Below are 22217 nucleotides of genomic sequence, written 5' to 3'. Positions count from 1 at the left end.
GTGCGTCCGACCGGCGCGCGGGCGTCATTCTCGCATGGTCGCGGCGGGATTGGCGGCGTGGCGGAACGACCTCAGCTCGTGCTCCGAGCAGGGCTTGCCCTTGATATCGGCGCATTGCAGCCGCGCCGCTTCGACCAGCGCGGGGGCCTTTTCGGCGAGGAAGTCGATGAACACCCGCACCGCCGGCAGCATGCCGCGGCGCGAGGCGAACACGGCGTGGAAGATGCCCTGCGGCAGCCGCCACTCCGGCAGCACGACCTCGAGCTCGCCGCGACGCACCGCTTCGGAACAGATCGTCTCCGGCAGCAGGGTGATACCCACGCCCTGCTGCGCCAGCGCCATCAACATCGGGAAATCAAAGCCCATGACCCGCGGCTTGTGGTCGATCCGCTTCACTTCGCCGTCGGGGCCGTGCAGCTCCCAGCGCTGGCGGGCGTCGTCCTCACCCATGCTGAGGGTGACGTGCTCGACCAATTCGTCCGGATCGCGCGGACGTCCCTGCTTGCGCAGGTAATCGGGGCTGGCGACCAGCAGCTCCTGGATCTGGCCGAAGCTGCGCATCACCAGGCTGCCGTCGTCATCGAGCTTGGAGCGCACGCGCAGCGCGACGTCGATGCCTTCGTTGATGACGTCGACCCGGCGATTGCCGACGTGCAGCTGCACCCGCACCTGCGGGTAGCGGGCCAGGAACTCCGGCAGCAGCTTGGGCATCTGCTGCTGGGCCATGCCGACCGGCACGCTGACCCGGATCACCCCGCGCGGCTCGGCGCTGAGGCGGTCGACCACCTCGTGCGCGGCCTGCGCCTCGGCCAGCATCGACTGCGCGTGCCGGTAGACGCTCTGGCCGACATCGGTCACCGCGAAACGGCGGGTGGAGCGCTGCAGCAGGCGCACGCCCAGATCGGTCTCGAGCTGGGTGATGCGGCGGCTCAGGCGCGATTTGGGAATGCCCAGCGCGCGCTCGGCCGCGGCGAAGCCGGAATGGTCCACCACCATCGCGAAGTAGTAGAGGTCGTTGAGGTCGTGCATGGCGCTGGTTCCATATCCAGAACAGTGAGTGGTATTTAGCCATCTTTATTCCACCATGGCAACAGCCCAGATTGGACCTGTCCGCGGCACTGCCGCCTGTCCTGATTGAGGGTTCCCATGAAACTGCTGCACATCGATTCCAGCGCGCTTGGCGCGAATTCCGTCACCCGTGAGCTGAGCGCCGCGGTGGTCGCCCGCTGGCAGGAGGCGCTGCCGGACCTGCAGGTCGTCTATCGCGACCTCGATGCCGAGCCGCTGCCGCACCTGACCGGCTCGTCGCTGGCCCGGTCCGACCCGACCGAGGCCGCCGATGCCGAGCAGGTATTGCGGCAGTTCCTCCAGGCCGATGTCGTCGTGCTCGGTGCGCCGATGTACAACTTTGCGATCCCATCGACCCTCAAGGCCTGGATCGACCGGATCGCGGTGGCCGGCAAGACGTTCCGTTACACCGAGGCGGGACCGGAAGGGCTGGCCGGCGGCAAGCGGGTGATCGTCGCCAGCGGCCGCGGCGGCGTGCACACCGATGCGCCGAGCGATCTGCAGGAACCCTACCTGCGCCAGGTCTTCGGCTTTCTCGGCATCGGCGAGGTCGAGTTCGTGCGCGCCGAGGGCGTGGCGTACTCGCCGCAGCACCGTGCCGATGCGCTGGCCGCAGCGCACGCCTCGATCCGGGTGCCGATGCGCATCGCCGCGTAAGCCCCACGCACCTGTAGGAGCGCCCCATGGGCGCGATGGCATCCGGTCTACGGCGCCTGTGCCGATTCTGGTTCGCGCCCATGGGGCGCTCCTACAACAGCCGGTTGCCAGGATCAGGCGATGATCTCGATGCCGCCCATGTACGGCCGCAGCACCTCGGGCACGGTGATGCTGGCGTCGGCGTTCTGGTAGTTCTCCATCACCGCGATCAGGGCGCGACCGACCGCGACCCCCGAGCCGTTCAAGGTATGCACCAGTTCGGGCTTGCCGGTAGCCGGATTACGCCAGCGCGCCTGCATGCGGCGCGCCTGGAATGCCTCGCAATTGGAGACCGAGGAAATTTCGCGCCAGGTGTCCTGCGACGGTAGCCAGACCTCCAGGTCGAAGGTCTTGCTGGCCGCGAAGCCCATGTCGCCGGTGCACAGCAGCATGCGGCGGTACGGCAGGCCGAGTTTTTCGAGCACCACCTCGGCGCAGCGGGTCATGCGCTCGTGTTCGTCGTAGGAGTGTTCCGGGTGAGCGATCGTCACCAGCTCGACCTTCTCGAACTGGTGCTGGCGGATCATGCCGCGGGTGTCGCGCCCATGACTGCCGGCTTCGGCGCGGAAGCATAGCGAGTGCGCGGTCATGCGCAGCGGCAGTGCACCGTCATCGAGGATCTCGTCGCGGACGATGTTGGTCAGCGGCACCTCGGCGGTGGGGATCAGATAGCGCTTGGATTCGCCGATGGCGGTGGCGAACAGATCGTCCTCGAACTTCGGCAACTGGCCGGTGCCCTGCAGGCTCTCGCCGTTGACGATCAGCGGGACGCTGGTTTCTAGATAACCATGCTCGCCGGTGTGCAGGTCGAGCATGAACTGCGCCAGGGCGCGGTGCAGCCGCGCCAATGGGCCACGCAGCACGGTGAAACGCGCGCCGCTGAGCTTGGCCGCGGTGTCGCCATCGAGGCCGCCTTTGCGCGCGCCCAGTTCGACGTGGTCTTTGACCTCGAAATCGAACATGCGCGGCGTACCCCAGCGGTGCTGCTCGACATTGCCGGCCTCGTCGCTGCCAGGCGGCACGGACTCGTGCGGCAGGTTGGGGATACCCAGCGCAATGGTCTCCAGCTCGCTCTTGATCGCCTCCAGCCGCGCCTCGCTGGCCTTGAGCTCATCGCCGAAGCCGGCAACCTCGGCCAGCAGCGGTGCCACGTCCTGGCCGCTCGCCTTGGCCTTTCCGATCGCCTTGGAGCGCGTGTTGCGCAGGTTCTGCAGCTCCTGGGTGCGCACCTGGATCTGCTTGCGCTCGCCTTCCAGCGCCTGCAGCGCGGCGGCATCCAGTTCGAAGCCGCGCGTCCGGCGCAGGCGGGTGGCGAGTTCGGCAGGGTCTTGGCGCAGCAGGTGGGGGTCGAGCATGTGGAGACCGAGGGTGGACCAGGCCCGCGATTATCGCGCGTTGCAGGCGTCGATGACGACCCGTGCGCGAGGTCCGCTCCGGCTCGTGCAAAAATGCGGGGATCCCGCTGCCGGTGCGCGTCCACATGCCCAAGCACGAACCCCAGCACGAACCGATGTCCGGCCCCTCGTCCGAGCCCAACTCCGACCCGCCGCGCCGCCGGTTCGACCTCGCCGCCTGGCTGCCGACCCGGCGGACCTGGTTGTGGGTGCTGCTGGCTTTTGTCGCCGGCCTGTTGCTGTTCGCGCTGGTGCTGCCGCGTGGCGGCGACGAAGACTCCTACCGCGCCGACGACACCGCGCCGGCCGCCGCGGATGCGCGTTATGCGCCGCTGCCGGCGCCGCTGCCGGCGGGGGCGGATCGCAACGCCAGTGGTCTGGGCGAAGCGCCCGACCGCGCACCGGCGCCGGCCGGCGAAGACGAGCGGCCGCAACTGGTCGAGACGCCCGCTCCGCCTCCACCACAACCGGCCGCGCCGGCCGCTGCCGAGGTGACGACCGCAGCCATTTCACAACCGGTGCCGATCCCCGGCCGCATGCCGGCGCCGCGCTATCCACCCCGGGCCTATCGACGCGGCGAAAGCGGCACGGTCGTGGTGCAGGCCGACATCGGCCCCGATGGCGTGCCGAGCTCGGTCAGTGTCGCCCGCAGCAGCGGCTCGCGCGCGCTCGATCGCGCGGCCATCGACGCGGTTCGCCGTTGGCGCTTCCGCCCGGCCGAAATCGAGGGCCAGCCGGTCGCGGGCACCGTGCACGTGCCGATCGAGTTCAATCCGCGCTGAGGCCGGGCGGGTGTCGACCCGCCACTCGGGCCATCGCCTGCGACACTGGTCCGCAGCGGATTGCGGTGAACGCTGCCGCGCGCGGTCGAGCGCGATGAGACCGAAGTCCCGGCCGGCATCAGGCGTTTGTGTCGGCTGCCGCGACCGCCAGCCCCGCCGCGGTTGCGGTCGACACGAAGCCCGGGAACGAAGTCGCCACGTTGGCCACATCGCGCACGCGCACCGCGCCACTGGCGACCTGCGCCGCCACCGCAAAGCTCATGGCGATGCGGTGGTCGCCGCGGCTGTCGACCTCGCCGCCCCCGATGCGGCCGCCGATGCGGCCGCCATCGATGATCGCCCCGTCCGGCGTTTCCTCGATCGCCACGCCGAGGGCGCGCAGGCCTGTGGCCATGCCGGCGATGCGATCGGATTCCTTGACCCGCAACTCGGCCGCGCCACGGATCACGGTGCGCCCCCGCGCGCATGCCGCGGCGACAAACAGCGCGGGGAGTTCGTCGATCATGTCCGGCACCAGCGCGGCCGGCAGGTCGATGCCATGCAGCGGCGCGTACCGCACCCGCAGGTCGGCGACCGGCTCGCCGCCGTGCTCGCGCAGGTTCTCCTCGCCGATGTCGGCGCCCATCGCGCGCAGCGCGTGCAGCAGGCCGGTGCGGCGCGGATTCATGCCGACCGCTTCGAGCAGTAACTCCGAGTCCGGCACGATGCAGGCGGCGACCAGGAAGAATGCCGCCGAGGAGAAGTCCGCCGGCACTTCGATTTCGGTCGCGCGCAGGCAGTGGCCGCCGTGCAGCCGCGCGATGCCCGGGGCGAAATCGACCGGCCAGCCGAATGCAGCCAGCATGCGCTCGGTGTAGTCACGGGTCGGATGCGGCTCGCGCACCACCGTCTCGCCGCGCGCGTACAAACCCGCCAGCAGCAGCGCAGACTTCACCTGCGCGCTGGCAACCGGCAGTGCATAGTCGATGCCGTGCAGCGTGCGCCCGCCACCGATACGCAGCGGCGGCAGCCCGCCGGGAGCGGCCTGGATGTCCGCGCCCATCGCGATCAACGGGTCGATCACCCGCCGCATCGGCCGACTGGACAAGGACGCATCGCCGATCAGTACGCTGTCGAAGCCCTGCCCCGCCAGCACGCCGGCCAGCAGGCGCATGCCGGTGCCGGCGTTGCCGCAGTCCAGCGCGCGCCCTGCCCCGCGCAGGCCATGCAGCCCGGCGCCATGCACCACGCGCTCACTGGGGCTGGGCGTGTCGATGCGCACGCCGAGTTGCTCGAATACCCGGGCGGTGGCGCGGGTGTCCTCGCCCTCCAGAAAGCCGCGCACGTGGGTGCTGCCTTCGGCCAGTGCACCGAGCATCACCGCGCGATGCGACACCGACTTGTCGCCAGGCACGCGGACCTCGCCGGCCAGAGCAGCGCCCGGGGTCGCGAGCCAGTCCTCGCGCACGGAGCGATCGTTCATGGCAACACCTCGTCCAGTGCGTCCAGCAGGCGCCGGTTCTCCTCGCGCGTGCCCACGGTGATGCGCAGGCAATCGGACAGACCGTAGCCGGACATGGGCCGCAGCACCACGCCGCGCGCGAGCAGGCCGGCTTCGATGGCCGCGGTGGCGTCGCCGGATTCGACCAGCAGGAAGTTGGTCTGCGACGGAAACACATGCAGGCCGCGTGCGCGCAGCGCATCGGTCAGTGCGATCCGTTGCTCGGCGTTGCGGGCGCAGACCCACTGCAGGTGCGCCTCGTCGCCCAGCGCGGCCTCGCAGGCAGCCAGCGCGGGAGCGTTGACGTTGAAGCTCTCGCGCAGGCGCTCCATCACCGCCACCAAGTCGGGTGCGGCCAGCAGGTAGCCGACGCGCAGCCCGGCCAGGCCGTAGGCTTTGCTGAAGGTGCGGGTGACCACCAGGTTGGCATGGCGCGCCAGCAGCGGCACCGCGCTGGCGTAGTCGGGAGCATCGGCCATCTCGGCGTAGGCCTCGTCGACCACCACGATCACATCGCCCGGCACCTGGGCGAGGAAATCGGCCAGCGCCCGGCCACCGAACCAGGTGCCGGTCGGATTGTTGGGGTTGGCGAGATACACCAGGCGCGTGGCCGGCGTGAGCGTGGCGCGCAATGCGGCCAAGTCGTGTCCCAGCGGCATCGACTGCGCTGGCGTGTGCTGCGAGGAGCCGGCCTGCCCGCGCGGTAGCGCTTCGGCGATCCGCATCGTCGCGCCCGCGGCCTGGGTCGCCAAGGCGAACACCGCGAAGCCGTAGCGCGAGAACACCACCTCATCGCCCGGGCCGGCAAACACCTGCGCCAGCTGCATCAGCAGTTCGTGCGAGCCGTTGCCGAGCAGAAGCTGCTCGGTCTGCACGCAATGCTTGTCCGCGAGCGCACGCTTTAGGCCGGCGCCGAGCGGGTCGGGGTAGCGGTGCAGGCTGTGCAGCTGGTCCAGGATCGCGGCGCGCGCATCCGGCGAGGGTCCATAGGGATTCTCGTTGGAACCCAGTTCGACCAGCCCGGCACCGAACCGCCGCCGCAATGCGACCAGATCGTGGCCGGGGTCGTAGGCCTTCAGGCCGCGCACGCCGGGTTGGGCACGCGAGGCGAACCAGGCTTCGTCATGGACAGGGCCGGCATCGCTCACACCCGTAACTCCGCATTGGTGAGATTGCGAGTCATGCGGGAACGGCATGGCATGGCCCCGGTCGGCCCGATCACACGATCGCGACCGGGTAGGAGCCCAGCACCTTCACTTCCTCGACGAAATCGGCGACTTCGGCCAGCGCGCGGCACATCGCCTCGTCGTGCACATGGCCGCCGATATCGACGAAGAACGCGTACTGCCAGCGTCCGGTGTGGCCGGGCCGCGATTCGATCCGGTTCATGCTCAGGCCGTGTTTGGCGAACGGCTGCAGCACGTGGTACAGCGCGCCGGGCTGGTCCTTGATGAAGATCAGCAGCGACGTGCGGTCGTTACCCGAGGTGGTGAACAGCTCCCGGCCGAGCACCAGGAAACGCGTGGTGTTGTCGGGACGGTCCTCGATCGGGCCGGCGACGCTCTTCAGGCCGTAGACGCTGCCGGCGCTGGCCCCGGCGATGGCCGCGGCATCGTCGGCGTTGCGCGCGCGGCGGGCCGCCTCGGCGTTGCTCGACACCGGGAGGGTTTCGACACCGGGCAGGTGCTCGCGCAGCCATGCCTTGCACTGCGCGAACGACTGCGGATGCGAGTACACGCGCTCGACGTCCTCGATGCGGCCGCCGCGCGACAGCAGGTGCTGGTGCACCCGCAGTTCGACTTCGCCGCAGATCTTGACCTTCGAGGTCAGGAACATGTCCAGGGTCGACTGGATCGTGCCCTGGGTGGAGTTCTCCACCGGCACCACGCCGAAGTCGGCCGCGCCGGCCTCTACCTCCTGGAACACCTCCTCGATGCTGGACAGCGGCAGGCCGTGGATCGAGTGGCCGAAATGCTTGTAGACCGCCTGCTGCGAATGGGTGCCCTCCGGTCCGAGGAAGCCGATCTTGAGCGGCTCCTGCTGCGCCAGGCAGGCCGACATGATCTCGCGGAAAAGCCGCACCAGCACTTCATCATCGAGCGGCCCGTCGTTGCGGTCCACCACCCGCCGCAGCACCTGCGCCTCGCGCTCGGGCCGGTAGTAATCGACCGCCGCGGCGAGTTTGCCCTTGGCCTGCCCGACCTGCCCGGCGAACTGCGCGCGCTCGCCGATCAGCCCCTGGATCGCCCGGTCGATGCCATCGATGCGCTCGCGCAGCGCGAGCAGGTCGGGGCTGAGTGCGGGGGCGTCGGTGCCTGGACCGCTGGGTTTGTTCGACTTCGCCATTGCCTGTCCTGATGTGCTCTTTCTTGTGTTCGCCACAGCCACGTCGACCTGCGTGTGCGGCTGCTGACGTCCATGCACATGCTTCTTCCTTCGGAAAAGAGGGAAGTTCCCGCCGTTTTCTCCCAGCCGGGAGAAGAACCAGAAAAACCTACCCGTGCCGCTGCTGGAAGTCCCGCATGAACGCCGCCAGTGCCTGCACGCCCTCCTCCGGCATCGCGTTGTAGATCGAGGCGCGCATGCCGCCGAGTGCGCGGTGGCCCTTGAGGGATATCAGCCCGGCCTCCTTGGCCTCTGCGAGGAATGGCTTGTCGAGCGCCTCATCGCGCAGGAAGAACGGCACGTTCATGCGCGAACGCACGGCCACCGCCACCTCGTTGCGATAGAACCCGCCGGAGCCGTCGATCACGTCGTACAGCAGCTTCGATTTGCGCGCGTTGCGCCGCGCGAACTCGGTCACGCCGCCCTCGGCCAGCATCCACTTGAACACCAGCCCGGCCAGGTACCAGTTCCACGTTGGCGGCGTGTTGAGCATCGACTCGCCCCTGACGTGCGCGGCATAGTTGAAGATCTCCGCGCGCGGCTGTCCGGCGCGCTCGAGCAGCTCGCGCCGCGCGATCACCACGCTCACCCCGACCGGGCCCAGGTTCTTCTGCGCGCCGCCGTAGATCACCCCGAACCGCGACACGTCCAGCGGTTCGGACACGATGCTCGAACTGAAATCGGCGATCAGTGGCACGTCGCCGACCTCGGGGATGTCGCCGCCGCTGGCAGACCTGAACTCCACGCCGTGGATGGTCTCGTTGGCGGTGTAGTGCACGTAGGCCGCATCATCGGACAACTGCCAACTCGCCCGCGCCGGGATGTCGCGGAAGCCGCCGGCCTCACCATTGGCCGCGACGTTCGCCGCGACGTACGGCAGCACCTGCTTGAGCGCGGTCTTGCCCCAGTGGCCCGTCACGATGTAGTCGGCGCGCTGGCCCGGCGCGGCGAAGTTCAGCGCGATCAGCGCCTGCTGCACGGTGGCGCCGCCCTGCAGGAACAGCACCGCGTAGTCGTCCGGAATCGACATCAGGGTCCGCAGGTCGGCCTCGGCCTCGGCGGCGACCTGCATGAACTCCGGGCCGCGGTGGCTCAACTCGACAATCGAGGCGCCGACCCCGCGCCAGTCGAGCAGCTCCGCCTGTGCCTGCCGCAATACCGCTTCGGGCAGCGTCGCGGGGCCGGCACTGAAGTTGTAGGCGCGGGACATGGCGGACTCCGTTGCAGAGGTGGAACCGCAGTATGCCGCAGCGCAACACGCGTGGACCAATGGTTGCAACTGCATCCTTTCATGTCGACTGCCGCCTTCGCGGCGTGACTTCTGCTGGGCTGGCGCGTGCCGAAGGCGCTCAGCGCACGCCGTAGATCAGCAGCAGGCTGAGCGCACCGGCCAGCAGCAGGGCCGCCAGCAACAGCCAGGGGATGCGACGCGCGGTCGCCCGCACCGCGCCGGGATCCGCCGGTGGCTCGGCAACGGGCGCGATCGGGGGCGTGCTCCCGCTCCCGGCAGGCTGGTCCGGCACCATTGCGACGCCCACCGGCGCTTCCACCACGAACCGGTGCTGGGCTTCGAACACCACCTGATCGCCCGGCCGCAACAAGGCGTGGCGCACCGGATGGCCGTTGACCACGCTGCCCGGTTCGGAGCCCAGGTCGCGCAGCACCACGCCGTCGGCATGCGGCTCGAGCCGGGCATGACGCTCGGCGAACGCCGGCTCGTTGATCCAGATGTCGCATTCGCGCAGGCGGCCGACCATGCGCGGCCGGTCCAGCGCCACGCTGCGGCCATGGTGCTGGCCACCGATTCCGCGCAACACGATGTGCGCGTCCTGTACCGATTCGCCGCCGTCATCGTCCGGTGCCGGCAGCGGCGGCGGGCCGAGCAGCATCAGTTCCACGCCATCGACATAGACTGCATCACCGGGGCGCAGCATCGCCATGCGACGCACCGACCGGCCGTTGACGTGCAAGCCGCGCGTGCCTTCGCGCACCTGCAGCCAGACCCCGCGGCGATCGACACAGAACTGCGCGATGGCTGTTGCCTCGTCCCCGACCAGGCAGGGCGTGCCGCCGCCATCGCGCCCGATGGCATGCACGCCCGGCGCCAGCACCAGGTCGGCTTGCTCGTGATTGGAAAAGCGCAGTCTCAGGGTATTCACGCGCGCGCAATCTAGCATGTCCGAGCGTCGCGACGCCGCCGCGGCCGTGCGGCTTGGAGCCAGGGTCCGGTGCCCGCACAATACCGGCAGACTCAGGAGACGCCCATGCCGAGCATCGACATCCAGCACCCCCACTCGCTGACGCCGGTCGCAGCGCGCCAGGCGGTACAGGACGTGGCCGACAAACTGGCCGACCGGTTCGGCGTGGATTGCCGCTGGGACGGCGACATCCTCAACTTCTCGCGCAGCGGCGTCGACGGCCGCATCGCCCTGCTGCCGCATCAGTTGCATGTGTCGGCGCAACTGGGCTTCCTGTTCGGCGCGATGAAGGGCACGATCGAGTCCGAAATCCGCCGCGTGCTCGACGAACGTTTCGGCTGAGGCCGGAAGCAGAACACCCCGCCGGCGCCGGGACAGTGCCTGGCGCCCGCGCGCGCCGTATCATCACGCCTGTTTTCTCCAGCTGCTGCAGGGACCCGCATGCCGACGACCTGGAACGTGCTCACCGCAATTGCGATCGCCGCCCTGATCGGCGGCAGCCTCACCGCCTACCTGTGGCAGGTGCGACGCAGCCAGTTGAAGGTCGCCGGAGGGCTCGCCGCGCTGGCGGCCATGCGCTGGCGAGAGTTCGCCCACTTCGTGATCGAGGCGCTGCAGGCGCAGGGCTTCGAGGCCGCACAGGAGGCGGTCCTGCCCGAACGCGGGCAGCACCCCGACCTCACCCTCACCCGTGACGATCAGACCTGGCTGCTCAGCTGCAAGCAGGGCGCGAACTACCGCATCAGCCCCGAGCAGGTGGCCGAACTGGCCACTGCAGTGCGATTCGAAGGCGCGGCCGGCGGCATTCTGGCAACCCTGGGCCGGTTTCAGCCCGAGGCGCGCAAGCATGACCACGGGGTGGAACTGATTGATGGCCCCACCCTTTGGCCGCTGATCGAGCCGCTGCTCCCGCCCAGCCTGCACGAGGATCTCGAACAGCGCGCACATGCCGACACGATCCGCCACACGGTCGCGGCCTGGATCATCGCGCTCGCGGTGGGCGCCACGGCCGCGACGCTGATGGCCACGGGCACCGATGAGCCCACGGCGGCGCCGGACCGGCCCACCCCTCCGGTGACGCAACCCGCACCAGCCGCGGCGCCACCGACCGCAGCGCCGGTGGCCTCGGCACCGCTCGGCGCTGGCGCGGACCCCGCCTCACCGGCGGCACTGTTGAGCGAACCCGAACAACGCAGCGCCATCACCCGCGACGTCTCATCCCTGCCGGGGATCGAGCAGGCCCTGTGGTCGACGCGCTCGACGCTGCTGATCGAACTGCAACAGGATCCTGGTGCCGAACTGATCGAAGATATCTGCATGACGATCGGCCGCTATCCCGAGCTGAGCGCCTCCCGCCTGCAACTGCAACCACCCAGCGGCAGCACCGCCGCGGTGCGCTTCATGCAGTGCCGCCCGTTCTGAGCGCGTCCGGCGGATGCATAACCCGTCCACCCCGCGGCACGAATTGAAACTCCCGTAGGAGCGGGCCATGCCCGCGATGTGAGTGACGCGGCCGCGTGCATCGCGCCCATGGGGCGCTCCTACCAAGGCATCGTGCTGTTGTAGGAGCGGGCCATGCCCGCGATGTGGAATGACGCGGCTGCGTGCATCGCGCCCATGGGGCGCTCCTACAAAAGCACCGCGCTTTTGTAGGGCCGCGATCCTCGCCACACGTGCGCTCTACCGGTGGTATTGCTGGTACCAGTCGACAAACCTGGCGACCCCGGTCTCGACCGAGACCTCGGGCCGATATCCGACCGCCTCGATGAGCTCGGACACGTCGGCCTCGGTGTCGGGCACATCGCCGGCCTGCAGCGGCAGCATCTGCATCTGCGCCTTGCGGCCGAGGCACTGCTCGAGCACCTCGATGTACTTGAGCAATTCGACCGGCTGCTCGTTGCCGATGTTGTACAGCCGGTACGGCGCCACTCCGCTGCTGGCCGGATCCGGCGCCTTGGCGTCCCACTCCGCGTCCCGCGCCGGCGGCCGGTCAAGCGTACGCACCACCCCTTCGACGATGTCATCGATGTAGGTGAAGCTGCGCTTGTGCTGGCCGTGGTTGAACACCTGGATCGGCCGGCCTTCCAGGATCGCCCGGGTGAACAGGAACAACGCCATGTCCGGCCGGCCCCACGGCCCGTATACCGTGAAGAACCGCAGGCCGGTGCTGGGGATGCCGTACAGATGCGCATAACTGTGCGCCATCTGCTCGTTGGCCTTCTTGGAAGCGGCGTACAGCGTCAGCGGGTGCTCGGCGCTGCGGCGCTCGCTGAACGGCATGGCCGTGTTGGCGCCGTAGACTGAACTGGTCGAGGCAAACACCAGGTGCTCGACGTCGTGGTGGCGGCATCCTTCCAGGATGTGCAGGAAGCCGGTGACGTTGCTGCTCACGTAGACGTGGGGATTCTGCGCGGCGTAGCGCACGCCGGCCTGCGCGGCCAGGTTGATCACCCGTTGCGGCTTGTACGTGGCGAAGACGTCCTCCACCGCCGCACGATCGGCCAGGTCGGCCTGGACGTGCGTATAGCCGGGGTGCTCCATGAAGCGCGCCAGACGTGCTTTCTTCAGGTTGACGTCGTAGTAGTCGCTCAGGTTGTCGAAACCGATGACCTCGTCGCCCCGCTCGAGCAGCTTGAGCGCAACGTGGGAGCCGATGAAACCGGCAGTGCCTGTAACCAGTACTTTCATGTGGGTTTTGCGTTCCTTGGTCGAATCAGAAGCCGCGTCAAAGGCGTCCGTCGACGGCATCGCGCGGCAACAAGCACTTCACATCGTAGACAACCGAATCTTTTTTCCCGAACGCCCGGACACCCTCGGCGCCGAGTTCCACAAACTGCCGGTGCCCGACCGCCATGATCACCGCGTCGTAATTCCCCTGCTCGGGCTGCGCGACCGGATCGATGCCGTACTCGTGCCGCGCTTCGGCCGGGTCCACCCACGGGTCGTAGATCTCGACCTGGGCGCTGTAGTCCTTCAGCCCCTGCACGATGTCGACCACGCGGGTGTTGCGCAGGTCCGGGCAGTTTTCCTTGAACGCCAGGCCCAGCACCAGCACGCACGCGCGCACCGGGTTGATGCCCTTGCGCACCATCAGCCGGATCACCTCGCTGGCGATGTACCCGCCCATGCCGTCGTTGGTGCGGCGCCCGGCCAGGATCACGTCGGGATGGTGGCCCACTTCCTGCGCCTTGTGGGTCAGGTAGTACGGGTCGACGCTGATGCAGTGGCCGCCGACCAGGCCCGGCCGGAACGGCAGGAAGTTCCACTTGGTACCCGCCGCCTCCAGCACGTCCAGCGTATCGATGCCGAGCTTGTTGAACAGGATCGCCAGGTCATTGACCAGCGCGATGTTGAGGTCGCGCTGGGTGTTTTCGATGACCTTGGCAGCCTCGGCCACCTTGATGCTGCTGGTCCGGTGGGTGCCGGCGGTGATGATGCTGCCGTACAGTCGGTCGACGAAATCCGCCGTCTCGACGGTGGAGCCGGAGGTCACCTTGAGGATGTTGGTCACCCGGTGCTCCTTGTCGCCCGGGTTGATCCGCTCCGGGCTGTAGCCGGCGAAAAAGTCCTGGTTGAACACCAGCCCCGACACCCGCTCCAGGATCGGCACGCACACTTCCTCGGTGCAGCCGGGGTAGACGGTCGACTCGTACACCACGATGTCGCCGGGCTTCAGCACCTGCCCGAGCGTCTCGCTGGCCTTCCGCAAGGGCGTCAGGTCCGGCCGCCGGGCGGTGTCGATCGGCGTGGGCACGGTCACGATGTAGACGTTGCACGCGCGCAGCTCGTCCAGCGCGCTGCTGTAGCGCAGGCGCGTGGCGGCCGCCAGCTCGGCGGGCTCGACTTCCAGGGTGTTGTCGCGGCCCTCGCGCAATTCGGCGATGCGGGCGTTGTTGATATCGAACCCGACCGTGTCGTACTGCTTGCCGAACTCGACCGCCAGCGGCAGTCCGACATAACCCAGCCCCACGATGCCCAGCCGGGCGTTGTCCAACGTCTGCATCAATAGTCTTCCTGGTTGATGATCGGCACCCTCCGTCCCGGCGGCGACGCAGCACCGGCGCGACCGTCGAGCGTGCGCCAGTACACGCGCCGCGAGCGTACAACGTCGCGGCATGCGGAGGTATGCGCCGGTACATGCCCGGTTGGAGCATGTCGCCGTTGCGGTTCCCAGCGCTGCCCACGCGATCGGCGGACCCATCGAATCAAACGGAGCTCACCCATGTACCGGGACACCGCCGGATAATCGCGCCTTCAGGCGCGGGCTGGCGTTGGACCCGCAAGTCTTACAACGGACGGAGTTTCGCGGCTGAAGCCGCTCCTACAACCCCTCCCGGGAAACGGTTTGCCACGGAGGCTTAGAGGTACACCAGCGGCGGTCTGGAGTGCTGTATACTCGCTGGCCGATTCGGGCGGTTAGCTCAGCGGTAGAGCATTGCCTTCACACGGCAAGGGTCGCAGGTTCGAACCCTGCACCGCCCACCAGGATCAGACAGGCCGGCTAACCCCCGGCCTGTCTGCGTTTCTGGGATCCGATTTTGGATTTGTAGTGAATTTCCCCCGCAGATCGGGGGGCCAATGCCACAAATTTGCCACAACGGCAGAGGAGTGGATGTGGCGACGATTCGGAAACGCAACGCAGGTTGGGAGGTTCAGGTTCGCCGCCACGGCTATCCCGTGGTGAACCAGACCCTGCCCACCAAGGCCGACGCAGTCGCCTGGGCGGCTGTGGTCGAGTCGGAGATGGCGCGAGGCGCCTTCATCGACCGCTCGCTGGCCGAGCGCACGACCTTCCGCGATCTGCTGGTGCGCTACGAGCGCGAGATCACCGTCCATAAGAAGGGCGCCGCAGTCGAGGCTTGCCGGATCCGGTCGCTGCTGCGCGATCCGATTGCCGACGCGCGTCTGACGGACCTCACCGGGCCGCGCATCGCGCAGTGGCGCGACGAGCGCCATCGCCACGTCTCCGGGTCTACCGTCAATAGGGACCTCAACCTGTTCTCGCACGTCTTCAACGTCGCGCGTAAGGAATGGGCCCTGCCTCTGGACAATCCGGTCGGCATGGTCCGCCGGCCCAAGTCCAACCGTGGCCGCACCCGCCGGCTGAGCCACGAAGAGGAACAGCGGCTGCTGGCGCAATTGGCGCCCAGCGAACGCTCGACCGACGGCAGCTACCTGCCCGGTGGCTGCCGCAACCCATGGATCCTCCCCATCGTGCTGCTCGCGCTGGAAACGGGCATGCGGCGCGGCGAGCTCCTGAGCATCCGGTGGTCGAACGTGTTTCTGGAGGAGTGCTATCTGCACCTCCCCGACACCAAAAATGGGGAGCCGCGGGACGTGCCGTTGTCCACGCGTGCTCGCGCCCTGCTGGCCGCCCTGCCCCGCGGCCCGGCGGGCAGGGTGTTTCCGATCACCGCCGAAAGTTTGAAGCAGGTCTTCGAGCGCGCCGTGGTGCGCGCCGAAATTCACGATTTCCGCTTCCATGATTTGCGTCACGAAGCGACGAGTCGGCTGGCCATTCGGCTCGACAATGTGCTCGAGCTGAGCGCCGTCACCGGCCACAAAACACTGGGAATGCTCAAGCGCTATTACCACCCGCGCGCCGCCGACCTGGCGAAAAAGCTCGGATGAGCAGCGATTGGAATTGTGTCGCCAGGGGTCGCACGCCGACGAAGCCAAAACGTCTGGTCGGCACGACAGGCGCTGTGGGCGCCGCATTGGGGTTCTGGACGACGAACAGACTCGCCGTCGCTGCTCTGGGATGCGATCTCGCTCCTGGTCGCTTGGATGCCGAAAACACCGCGACGGCGGTACGAGCTGTTGTGAGGTGGTGGTGGGTAAGCAACTGCGAGAGGCGAAAGCTGTGGCTGCCGGAATGCACCGTCAATAGGCACCCAGGCTGCCGGAAGCGAGATCGAAATGGACATCGAACGCGCCCCCTGGATCGCAGCTTTATCGCAATCACCTCCTTATCCGCTAGCAGGAAATCACCTCATGGCGATCACCACCACTGAAGCAACCCGAGCGCAGTACCGCAAGCGTGCACGTCAGCTCAAAGAGCAGTTGGCCCGGCGGCACGGCTGCCCTGTCGACGAGATTAGTCCCATGGCGCTGGTGGAAGATCTGTTGTCGAAGAAGGAGATGCACGAATCCAACACGCTCACCGCAAGCATCGAGATTGCACTCGCACCAACCCCGAACGCCGCACTGCAGGGTCCATCATGGGACGGGGTGCCCCGCTCCAATGTCTGCATCTCCAAGGCGACATTTCGCATGTACAGGGCGTCGCTGCGGCAGTACCTTCTCCGATGCAATTGAGAGCGCAAGAACCGCCATTGAGGTGCAACACCTCGAAGAGGCCATGGCAGCTTTGAACGCTGCATCGCAAAGTGGCTATCGCAAGCGCGGCCACTCGGGTTCAGGCTTGAAACAAAAGACGTTCAGCGACAGTGATTTCCAAGCTGTCATGGGGATGCGCTGGACGGTCTTATCGGGAGCTGCGTGCACGCCAACGCAATACGTGCGTTTCTGAACGCCAATCGCCTCGTGGGACTTCGCCCTGCCGAGTGGGAAAATGCGTCTGTTTGCGCGGTAACGCCCGACAGTGAGACGTTGGCTCTGGTTGTCAAGAATGCGAAGACCACCAATGGGCGAGGCAACGGCGTCACCAGAACGTTGCTTTTGGACGATCTCGCGCCCGATGAAATCGACTATCTCCACGAAATGGTCCTGCTAATCGAGGCGGTCGAGAGAGGCCTGTACACCGATGGCTTCGGACGGGTGACAACGTTCCCAAAGTGGATGGCGTGCATGAGTGAGGCATTCCGGAGAATCACGCGAGCGGTTTTCCCCAAGAGAAAGCGTCGGCCCACCTTCTATTCGCTCCGACACCAGGTCGCCGCAGACGCCAAAAAAAGGTGGAGCAAGCCGTGTTGAGGTCGCTGCGCTGCTGGGTCACGGAAGCGACGCAACGGCTGGAATGCACTATGGCCGCGGAAGGTCGGGCAACCGCGAACAGCGGGTGACCGCATCGCCTGAAAACATCAGTACGGTCAGGGCCAAGGGCAAGTCACGTTCCGATGATCCCACTCGGGGACCGGGGGCTTGACCCTCCAGCGGCTCCTGCCGGCAGCCACTTTCTTATGCGGCCGCTTCCCGCCACGGAACTGTCTGTACTCCCATTAGCACGCCCTTCTCCAGATCGAAGGGCACCACCCATAGGCGCAGGTGTTCCGAGTAGCCGAACACTGGCAGTGGCTGATTGAAGGCGGCGGTCCTGGGGTAAACGAGGAACAAGTCGCCCTCGCCTTCGAGATAGTGCCTGCCGTAAGCGAACAACTGATAGAAGTCCGCCTGGCTCAAACCGTACTTGTCCTTGCTGGTGCCGAGCGACGCATCAAGCCGCTTCCACTTGGTGTCGAGTACCCAGCTCTGACTCCCGTCACTGAGCAGGAAGTCCGGCTGCATCAGGAACCAAGGTTGCTCGAGGTGATTGCACAGGTACTTGGTCGAAGCGGTTCGTTTCAGGGTTGCTCCAGCGGGTAGCGCTCGGCGCAGACATCCCTCCACATAGCGCTCGAACAACCGCTCCATCGGGAACAGCAGGCTGACGCCGTGCCACTGACCGACGATCGACAGCGGGCTCTGCTCGTTGAGGATCAGCGAGCACCACGGGCGGATCGGGCGGTAGTGGGCCATCAGGCGGTCGCCGCGCCAACGGCGGAAGTCCGACGCGATGTCCTTGCTGGCGGGAATGGGCGAGAGATAGGTCGCTAGTTCGTGTGACAGGCGCCAGTTGCGCGCGTCGCGGGTCAGGCGGCACACACGATCCAAGGTGCTGCGTAGCAGGCGATTCTCCGCGCGGTCGGGATCGAACACATCGTGCTCGATCTGGAACAGGTGCTGCCTCCCAGGCGGCTGGCGCAGTTGCCGGGGCATGTCCAGGCGTCCACGCAGGAATCGCTGCTGCTCCTGCACCGCGTGGTAGTCGAAGCGCACGCCGCGCTTGACCAGGTGATCCAGCCCCTCAAGGAACTGCCGCATGACCCACTCAGTCAATGGGGCGTTGAAAGCCTGGATGCTCGTGGGCCCGGTCTCCCGTGCGGTCAGGTCGAGGCAGCGCGCAAGCATTTTGTGCAGCAAGCGGCGTGCCGCCGCCACTTCATCTTCGCCGTCAACGTGCTTGGGCAGGATCTCGATCTGGGTGCCGCAGGGCGTCTCGATCACTCCGACATAGTTGTCCAGACGTAGCCAACGACTGTCGTCGAGCTGTACCAGCGAAGCCCCCGATTTGCGCAGGCGCGCACTCTCTTGGCATAGCCAGTCAAACGCCGTCACCGAGACCGTCGCCTGGTCGAGCGAAGGTATTACCGCTTGCGTGGTCAGTCGCGCGAACTCGCGCACGGTGACGCGCAGCATCGAACTAGCCGCCGTTCGCGTCGATGATGCCGAGATAGCTCTCACGACGGCCCAGTGCGGCTGAATCCAGCTCCCACAAGCGCGCGTCCACCGGAACCTCGGCGGTGCCACCGAACAGGCCAGGCACGTTGTGCGCGGGAGGCACTACGAAGCAGTGGCCGGCTCCCTTCTTGTGCTGGTCGTTGAGCACCCAGCGAATCCGCTCCCAATCCTCAAAGAAGTACTCCTGCAGCAGCGGCAGGATCTGGCTCTGGAAGATCGCACTCAGACGCTTTAGCGAAGGATCCGCGATCAGCGGCATGAAGTACGCGTGCCCCAAGTGGTGGTCGCGATCCAGCAGCACCTCGATGCGCTGGTTCATGACAGTGAGCATCGCCTCGATGTCGATACCGTCAACCTCGATATCTGCGAGTAGGTCGGGGCGCGAGGGCATTTCCACGAACTCGAAACGACGGCGCAGAGCGATGTCCAATCCGGCCAGCGAGCGGTCGGCTGTGTTCATCGTGCCGATCAAATACACGTTGTGCGGCACGGAAAACGACTTCTTCGAATACGGCAACACCACTTCCAGTTGTTCGTCGGCACCGACGCGCTTTGATGGTTCGATCAGTGTGATCAACTCTCCGAAAATCCGCGAGACGTTGCCTCGGTTGATCTCATCGATGATCAGCACGTGGTCGAGCGGTTGCCGTGCCGGCGTACCAGATGCGCCGTTCAGCTGAATACCTGCCGCCTCAAGAGCCTCGGCCAACTCGGGCCAACTGAATCGGGAAAGCTCGTACACGGTTTTCAACGTGAAACGGATTCCGCCATTGAGCTCACGAAGGTTAAGCGCCAGCCCCGTGGCCAGCCAGTGCACCGGCAGCACGTTCTTGAAATCCGTTCGCACTCCCGAGGGCACAGCCTCTTGGAAGTGATAGTCGCCTTGGACCACACCGATGGCCTGCGCCTGCGTCGTTGAACCGATGCATAGCATCACGTCCCCAGGTTGAATCTCACTGGAGAACGCGTGCAGCGTGTTGCGATCGTTCGAGCCCAGCTCCTGATAAGCCGGCTGTTCGGCCAGACGCTCATCATGCAGATCGCCGGCCTCACCCCATCCGATCCGGGCTTCACCGTGCTTGAAGCAAAATTCCCGCGTTGTGCTGGCTCCGGTGCCCTCAATCGAGATCTTCCAGATCCGCGCGTCGTCCCGGATGCCGACGGCTGACGCAACCTGCGCTGCGCCACGCGCGTCGTCGCAGATGCTCTTGAACACGCCCGGTTCTACCCGATAGCGCAAATTGCCGTCTTCGTCGTTGTCGGCACGCAACCCTTCGACGAAATCCTCGTAGCTGAAACTCTGGTGGAACGTCACGAAGCGGATTCGGCGCGCGTGCACCAGTTCGTCGAAGCGCTGCTTGAGCACTCTGCGACCAGCCGCGCCTGGATTCGATGCAAGAACAGCGGGGTCGAGGACTTCAAGCGCGGCATTCACCGAGTGGTAAGTCTTACCCGTACCGGGAGGGCCGAACAGGATCCGGTTCAGTGCGGACGTCCCATTGACTGCTGGCTTTGTAGTCACGCTGTCTTGCTCCTCGATCTCGTCCGCGTCGTCCTCGGCCACTTGGTTGCCCCAGGTGATCGCTGCCCAGAGAAAACCCTGCGCATCCAGGAGATCCCGCGGGCCCCAGCCATCGCTGGCCAACCGATCGAAGAGACGTGTCGCCATTTTCTCGACTTCGGCCAGTTCCTCGCCCACGAGGCCGCCGGTCCGCCAATGAAAGGACGGATCGAGCTTCTGCAACGCGCGCTGCATTTCCTTGGTCTTGAGGAACATGTGGCGCTCCGGCTCCGACAGCGCCAGGTAGAAGCCGACAATTGAACGGGTGGCCGCCGCAGGTACCTTCTTTTCCGACAGACGCCGCAGCTGGTCAACGAACTGATCTACGCGAGCTTCGATTGGCTTGGCTTCATCCAACAGATCATTGAGGTGGCGAGCAAACGCGGCGTGCTGCTCCGCGCCCAGCCGACGCAGGATGTCGATGTAGCGCCAACCGACGATGTTCTGTGGCTTGTTCCCGGCTTGCTGAAGAGGCTTGGTGAGCAGGTCAATCGCGGCTGCTCCAGCAGCTGGCCAGTCGGCGACGGCCAGCACTGGTGCTACCGTCTCATCGAACAATTGCAACAATTCATCCTTGTAGCCACGCTCGTCATCGATGTAGCCCGCATGGGTGGAAAAGGACGTAAATCCCGGGTACTTGGCCAGGAACCGCTCGCGAAGCTCCGCGTAACCCAGCTCAAAGGATGGCGGCTGCTTTGGCGGGTGCGGGCTGGAACCGTGCCGCCACCGCTCGGCCAAGGGTGGCGCGTAGAAATCGAAGTCGGAGGTTCCAAGCTCATTCTCCAGCCGTCGACGCAACTGCAATAGCTGATCGTCCTGCTGCTTATCCGACCAGCCACGAAATTGTTCCGGATCCAAATCAGTGAAGGCTTCAAGGATTGCCCTGCGATCCTTGGTTTGTGTGATCCGCTCGTTTTGATCCGGGAAGGCCAGGTAGCGGAAGATGTGCCGGAACTGCCGATAGCCTTCTTGCGGCGCGTCTTCTATCCAGCTCTCGAATCGCTCGCGGTCCGACAGGATTGCCACCCGTTCGTCGCGCGAGCGCGTCTGCAGATCGGCGGTCAGTCCTATCAGGTAGTTCAGTTCCCGCCAGCGCATGGTGTTGAACGCGGTGCCAGGGTTGCCAATCCCGATCAGACCGGCATCGCTGAGCAGCGGCTGCGACAGGTCCAGCTCGCCCCCCGACCATCCCCATACGCGGCCTATGCCCTCGCGCTTCTTGGCGGGACCGATGTTGGACTGAAATAGCATCAGCACCCAGAGCATCTCGGCCATCAGGCGCTTGGCCTCCGGCGATGCGGTCGACATCTGGCCTTCGAGCTTGTCGTAGAACGAGGCAGTGCTCTCATCGGGGTTGTCGGTGAACACTCGCCGAAGCTCTTCCGTTGTTGCAAGCTGCCATACCGGCAGTTCGCCAAACAGCGAGCCTTCGTCGATCAGGCACCTCCGGATCCATTGCTGTGCTGCGTCGAGAACGGGAGCGGCATCGCGGTTGGGATTGAATCGGGACATTCGACGCTCCGTAAAAGCAACTCAGGCCGCAGTACGCATGGCAGGATCAGACTTTAGCGCGCGTTCTGGGGCTAACGCTTCGTGCAGCAGGGAATCAAGCAAGCGCGCCTGGTCGGCCTGGGTTAACACGAGACTGGCTTCGAGCTGGCCGCATATCGCCATTAACTCGTGGACCTTGGCGACGATGCGGCGCTGCTCTGCGGGAGCCGGGATGGGGAGCGGGCAACCACGAAGCTGCGTCATATTGATAGACGCCAAATTTGTGGTTTGCTTTGCAGCATTCTGGAAGTACGAAATTCCGATCGGTCCGTTCGCGAACATCTCAATCCATTCCGGGAGGAGCAGCTCCGGTCTCAAGGATCGAACGCGGAACACATGATTCTGGTGGAGACACAGTGCGATCTCCGATCGCCATATCGCTGCGCGACCGAGCTTGTCCCAATCTCCGCCCTCGGTCAGGAGTACATCGCCCTCGCTTAGTCGGTACCGCTCGATTTCCTCATTCGGCATCTCGATCTCTTTGATAAGGCCGAGGTCTAGCCTGCCTCGCTGAACATTCGCGACGCGAAGATAGGGTACTGAGCGACGTCCCCCCGCCTTCAGTAGCGGGGCTATCTAGAGTCCGGGGTTCATCGTAGTGGTATCGGCTGCCAGCTGCTCGGCGTAGGCGCTCGGGGTCAG

At 66.2% G+C, this 22217-nt stretch carries 19 protein-coding genes and 1 tRNA gene; 7 read left to right on the top strand and 13 right to left on the bottom strand.

All coding sequences use genetic code 11. The features are described 5' to 3' along the window. Positions 1–24: 24 nt before the first annotated feature. A complete protein-coding gene (locus ACJQWM_RS13010) occupies positions 25–1029 on the bottom strand; it encodes a LysR family transcriptional regulator (protein WP_411306882.1) in 1005 nt (334 codons plus the stop codon). A 117-nt stretch (positions 1030–1146) separates the two neighbouring features. Here ACJQWM_RS13010 and ACJQWM_RS13005 point away from each other — a divergent pair, with 117 nt between their 5' ends. After that, a complete protein-coding gene (locus ACJQWM_RS13005) occupies positions 1147–1725 on the top strand; it encodes an FMN-dependent NADH-azoreductase (RefSeq protein ID WP_332704930.1) in 579 nt (192 codons plus the stop codon). Positions 1726–1838: 113 nt separating this feature from the next. Here ACJQWM_RS13005 and serS read toward each other — a convergent pair whose 3' ends face one another. Further along, complete coding sequence (serS, locus tag ACJQWM_RS13000) at positions 1839–3119, bottom strand: serine--tRNA ligase (RefSeq protein ID WP_332704933.1); 1281 nt, start codon at positions 3117–3119, stop codon at positions 1839–1841. A 125-nt stretch (positions 3120–3244) separates the two neighbouring features. Between serS and ACJQWM_RS12995 the strand changes: the two genes are divergently transcribed. After that, entirely contained in the window at positions 3245–3940 is a 696-nt protein-coding gene (locus ACJQWM_RS12995) for an energy transducer TonB (RefSeq protein WP_332704935.1), read from the top strand. Positions 3941–4058: 118 nt separating this feature from the next. On the opposite strand, the gene aroA is transcribed toward ACJQWM_RS12995, so the two are convergent. From aroA to ACJQWM_RS12970, 5 genes are all read right to left on the bottom strand, one after another. Then, positions 4059–5402 carry a 3-phosphoshikimate 1-carboxyvinyltransferase gene (gene aroA / locus ACJQWM_RS12990; RefSeq protein ID WP_332704937.1) on the bottom strand — a complete coding sequence of 448 codons (1344 nt, stop codon included), beginning with the start codon at positions 5400–5402 and terminating at the stop codon, positions 4059–4061. Continuing rightward, complete coding sequence (gene hisC / locus ACJQWM_RS12985; protein WP_332704939.1) at positions 5399–6568, bottom strand: histidinol-phosphate transaminase; 1170 nt, start codon at positions 6566–6568, stop codon at positions 5399–5401. The genes aroA and hisC overlap by 4 nt, the downstream gene beginning before the upstream one ends. 70 nt (positions 6569–6638) lie before the next feature. After that, complete coding sequence (gene pheA / locus ACJQWM_RS12980; protein WP_332704941.1) at positions 6639–7766, bottom strand: prephenate dehydratase; 1128 nt, start codon at positions 7764–7766, stop codon at positions 6639–6641. A gap of 148 nt (positions 7767–7914) precedes the next feature. Next, positions 7915–9015, bottom strand: coding sequence for a 3-phosphoserine/phosphohydroxythreonine transaminase (gene serC / locus ACJQWM_RS12975; RefSeq protein ID WP_332704943.1), 1101 nt, complete (start codon positions 9013–9015; stop codon positions 7915–7917). Positions 9016–9154: 139 nt separating this feature from the next. After that, positions 9155–9964: an FHA domain-containing protein gene (locus tag ACJQWM_RS12970; RefSeq protein ID WP_332704946.1), complete on the bottom strand. Its 810-nt coding sequence runs from the start codon at positions 9962–9964 to the stop codon at positions 9155–9157. 105 nt (positions 9965–10069) lie between these two features. Between ACJQWM_RS12970 and ACJQWM_RS12965 the strand changes: the two genes are divergently transcribed. Together ACJQWM_RS12965 and ACJQWM_RS12960 are read left to right on the top strand one after the other, a co-directional pair. Further along, on the top strand, positions 10070–10345 hold the full coding sequence (locus ACJQWM_RS12965) for a polyhydroxyalkanoic acid system family protein (protein ID WP_332704948.1): 276 nt from the start codon (positions 10070–10072) through the stop codon (positions 10343–10345). A gap of 99 nt (positions 10346–10444) precedes the next feature. After that, positions 10445–11425: a restriction endonuclease gene (locus tag ACJQWM_RS12960; protein ID WP_411306881.1), complete on the top strand. Its 981-nt coding sequence runs from the start codon at positions 10445–10447 to the stop codon at positions 11423–11425. Between the two features lie 258 nt (positions 11426–11683). On the opposite strand, the gene ACJQWM_RS12955 is transcribed toward ACJQWM_RS12960, so the two are convergent. Next, complete coding sequence (locus ACJQWM_RS12955; protein ID WP_332704952.1) at positions 11684–12691, bottom strand: NAD-dependent epimerase; 1008 nt, start codon at positions 12689–12691, stop codon at positions 11684–11686. A gap of 37 nt (positions 12692–12728) precedes the next feature. Continuing rightward, a complete protein-coding gene (tviB, locus tag ACJQWM_RS12950) occupies positions 12729–14006 on the bottom strand; it encodes a Vi polysaccharide biosynthesis UDP-N-acetylglucosamine C-6 dehydrogenase TviB (RefSeq protein ID WP_332704954.1) in 1278 nt (425 codons plus the stop codon). Between the two features lie 407 nt (positions 14007–14413). Between tviB and ACJQWM_RS12945 the strand changes: the two genes are divergently transcribed. From ACJQWM_RS12945 to ACJQWM_RS12935, 3 genes are all read left to right on the top strand, one after another. Next, positions 14414–14488: transfer RNA gene (locus tag ACJQWM_RS12945), tRNA-Val, on the top strand. Between the two features lie 129 nt (positions 14489–14617). Then, a complete protein-coding gene (locus ACJQWM_RS12940) occupies positions 14618–15634 on the top strand; it encodes a site-specific integrase (RefSeq protein WP_411306880.1) in 1017 nt (338 codons plus the stop codon). A 363-nt stretch (positions 15635–15997) separates the two neighbouring features. After that, a complete protein-coding gene (locus ACJQWM_RS12935; RefSeq protein WP_332704958.1) occupies positions 15998–16321 on the top strand; it encodes a hypothetical protein in 324 nt (107 codons plus the stop codon). Positions 16322–16396: 75 nt separating this feature from the next. Here ACJQWM_RS12935 and ACJQWM_RS12930 read toward each other — a convergent pair whose 3' ends face one another. The 4 genes from ACJQWM_RS12930 to ACJQWM_RS12915 all read right to left on the bottom strand — a co-directional run bounded on the left by ACJQWM_RS12930 (position 16397) and on the right by ACJQWM_RS12915 (position 22046). Continuing rightward, positions 16397–16723: a hypothetical protein gene (locus ACJQWM_RS12930; RefSeq protein ID WP_332704960.1), complete on the bottom strand. Its 327-nt coding sequence runs from the start codon at positions 16721–16723 to the stop codon at positions 16397–16399. Between the two features lie 420 nt (positions 16724–17143). After that, positions 17144–18421, bottom strand: coding sequence for an McrC family protein (locus ACJQWM_RS12925; protein ID WP_332704962.1), 1278 nt, complete (start codon positions 18419–18421; stop codon positions 17144–17146). Between the two features lie 4 nt (positions 18422–18425). Continuing rightward, complete coding sequence (locus ACJQWM_RS12920) at positions 18426–21536, bottom strand: DUF8426 domain-containing protein (protein ID WP_332704964.1); 3111 nt, start codon at positions 21534–21536, stop codon at positions 18426–18428. Between the two features lie 21 nt (positions 21537–21557). Then, positions 21558–22046, bottom strand: a complete 489-nt coding sequence (locus ACJQWM_RS12915; RefSeq protein WP_332704966.1) for a restriction endonuclease subunit S — start codon at positions 22044–22046, stop codon at positions 21558–21560. Positions 22047–22217 lie beyond the last annotated feature (171 nt).

The sequence above is a fragment of the Novilysobacter longmucuonensis genome (assembly GCF_046600735.1).
GTDB classification, from domain to species: domain Bacteria; phylum Pseudomonadota; class Gammaproteobacteria; order Xanthomonadales; family Xanthomonadaceae; genus Novilysobacter_A; species Novilysobacter_A longmucuonensis.
Note: the sequence above shows the minus strand (reverse complement) of the source record. Positions and strands in the feature narration are given on the sequence as shown.

Coding starts and splice junctions, on each gene's coding strand:
- aroA (WP_332704937.1), bottom strand. CDS start 5,402: ATGAACGATCGCTCCGTGCGCGAGGACTGGCTCGCGACCCCGGGCGCT.
- pheA (WP_332704941.1), bottom strand. CDS start 7,766: ATGGCGAAGTCGAACAAACCCAGCGGTCCAGGCACCGACGCCCCCGCA.
- ACJQWM_RS12935 (WP_332704958.1), top strand. CDS start 15,998: ATGGCGATCACCACCACTGAAGCAACCCGAGCGCAGTACCGCAAGCGT.
- ACJQWM_RS12955 (WP_332704952.1), bottom strand. CDS start 12,691: ATGAAAGTACTGGTTACAGGCACTGCCGGTTTCATCGGCTCCCACGTT.
- ACJQWM_RS12915 (WP_332704966.1), bottom strand. CDS start 22,046: ATGCCGAATGAGGAAATCGAGCGGTACCGACTAAGCGAGGGCGATGTA.
- ACJQWM_RS12965 (WP_332704948.1), top strand. CDS start 10,070: ATGCCGAGCATCGACATCCAGCACCCCCACTCGCTGACGCCGGTCGCA.
- ACJQWM_RS12920 (WP_332704964.1), bottom strand. CDS start 21,536: ATGTCCCGATTCAATCCCAACCGCGATGCCGCTCCCGTTCTCGACGCA.
- ACJQWM_RS12960 (WP_411306881.1), top strand. CDS start 10,445: ATGCCGACGACCTGGAACGTGCTCACCGCAATTGCGATCGCCGCCCTG.
- serC (WP_332704943.1), bottom strand. CDS start 9,015: ATGTCCCGCGCCTACAACTTCAGTGCCGGCCCCGCGACGCTGCCCGAA.
- ACJQWM_RS12995 (WP_332704935.1), top strand. CDS start 3,245: ATGCCCAAGCACGAACCCCAGCACGAACCGATGTCCGGCCCCTCGTCC.
- ACJQWM_RS13005 (WP_332704930.1), top strand. CDS start 1,147: ATGAAACTGCTGCACATCGATTCCAGCGCGCTTGGCGCGAATTCCGTC.
- ACJQWM_RS13010 (WP_411306882.1), bottom strand. CDS start 1,029: ATGCACGACCTCAACGACCTCTACTACTTCGCGATGGTGGTGGACCAT.
- tviB (WP_332704954.1), bottom strand. CDS start 14,006: ATGCAGACGTTGGACAACGCCCGGCTGGGCATCGTGGGGCTGGGTTAT.
- serS (WP_332704933.1), bottom strand. CDS start 3,119: ATGCTCGACCCCCACCTGCTGCGCCAAGACCCTGCCGAACTCGCCACC.
- ACJQWM_RS12925 (WP_332704962.1), bottom strand. CDS start 18,421: ATGCTGCGCGTCACCGTGCGCGAGTTCGCGCGACTGACCACGCAAGCG.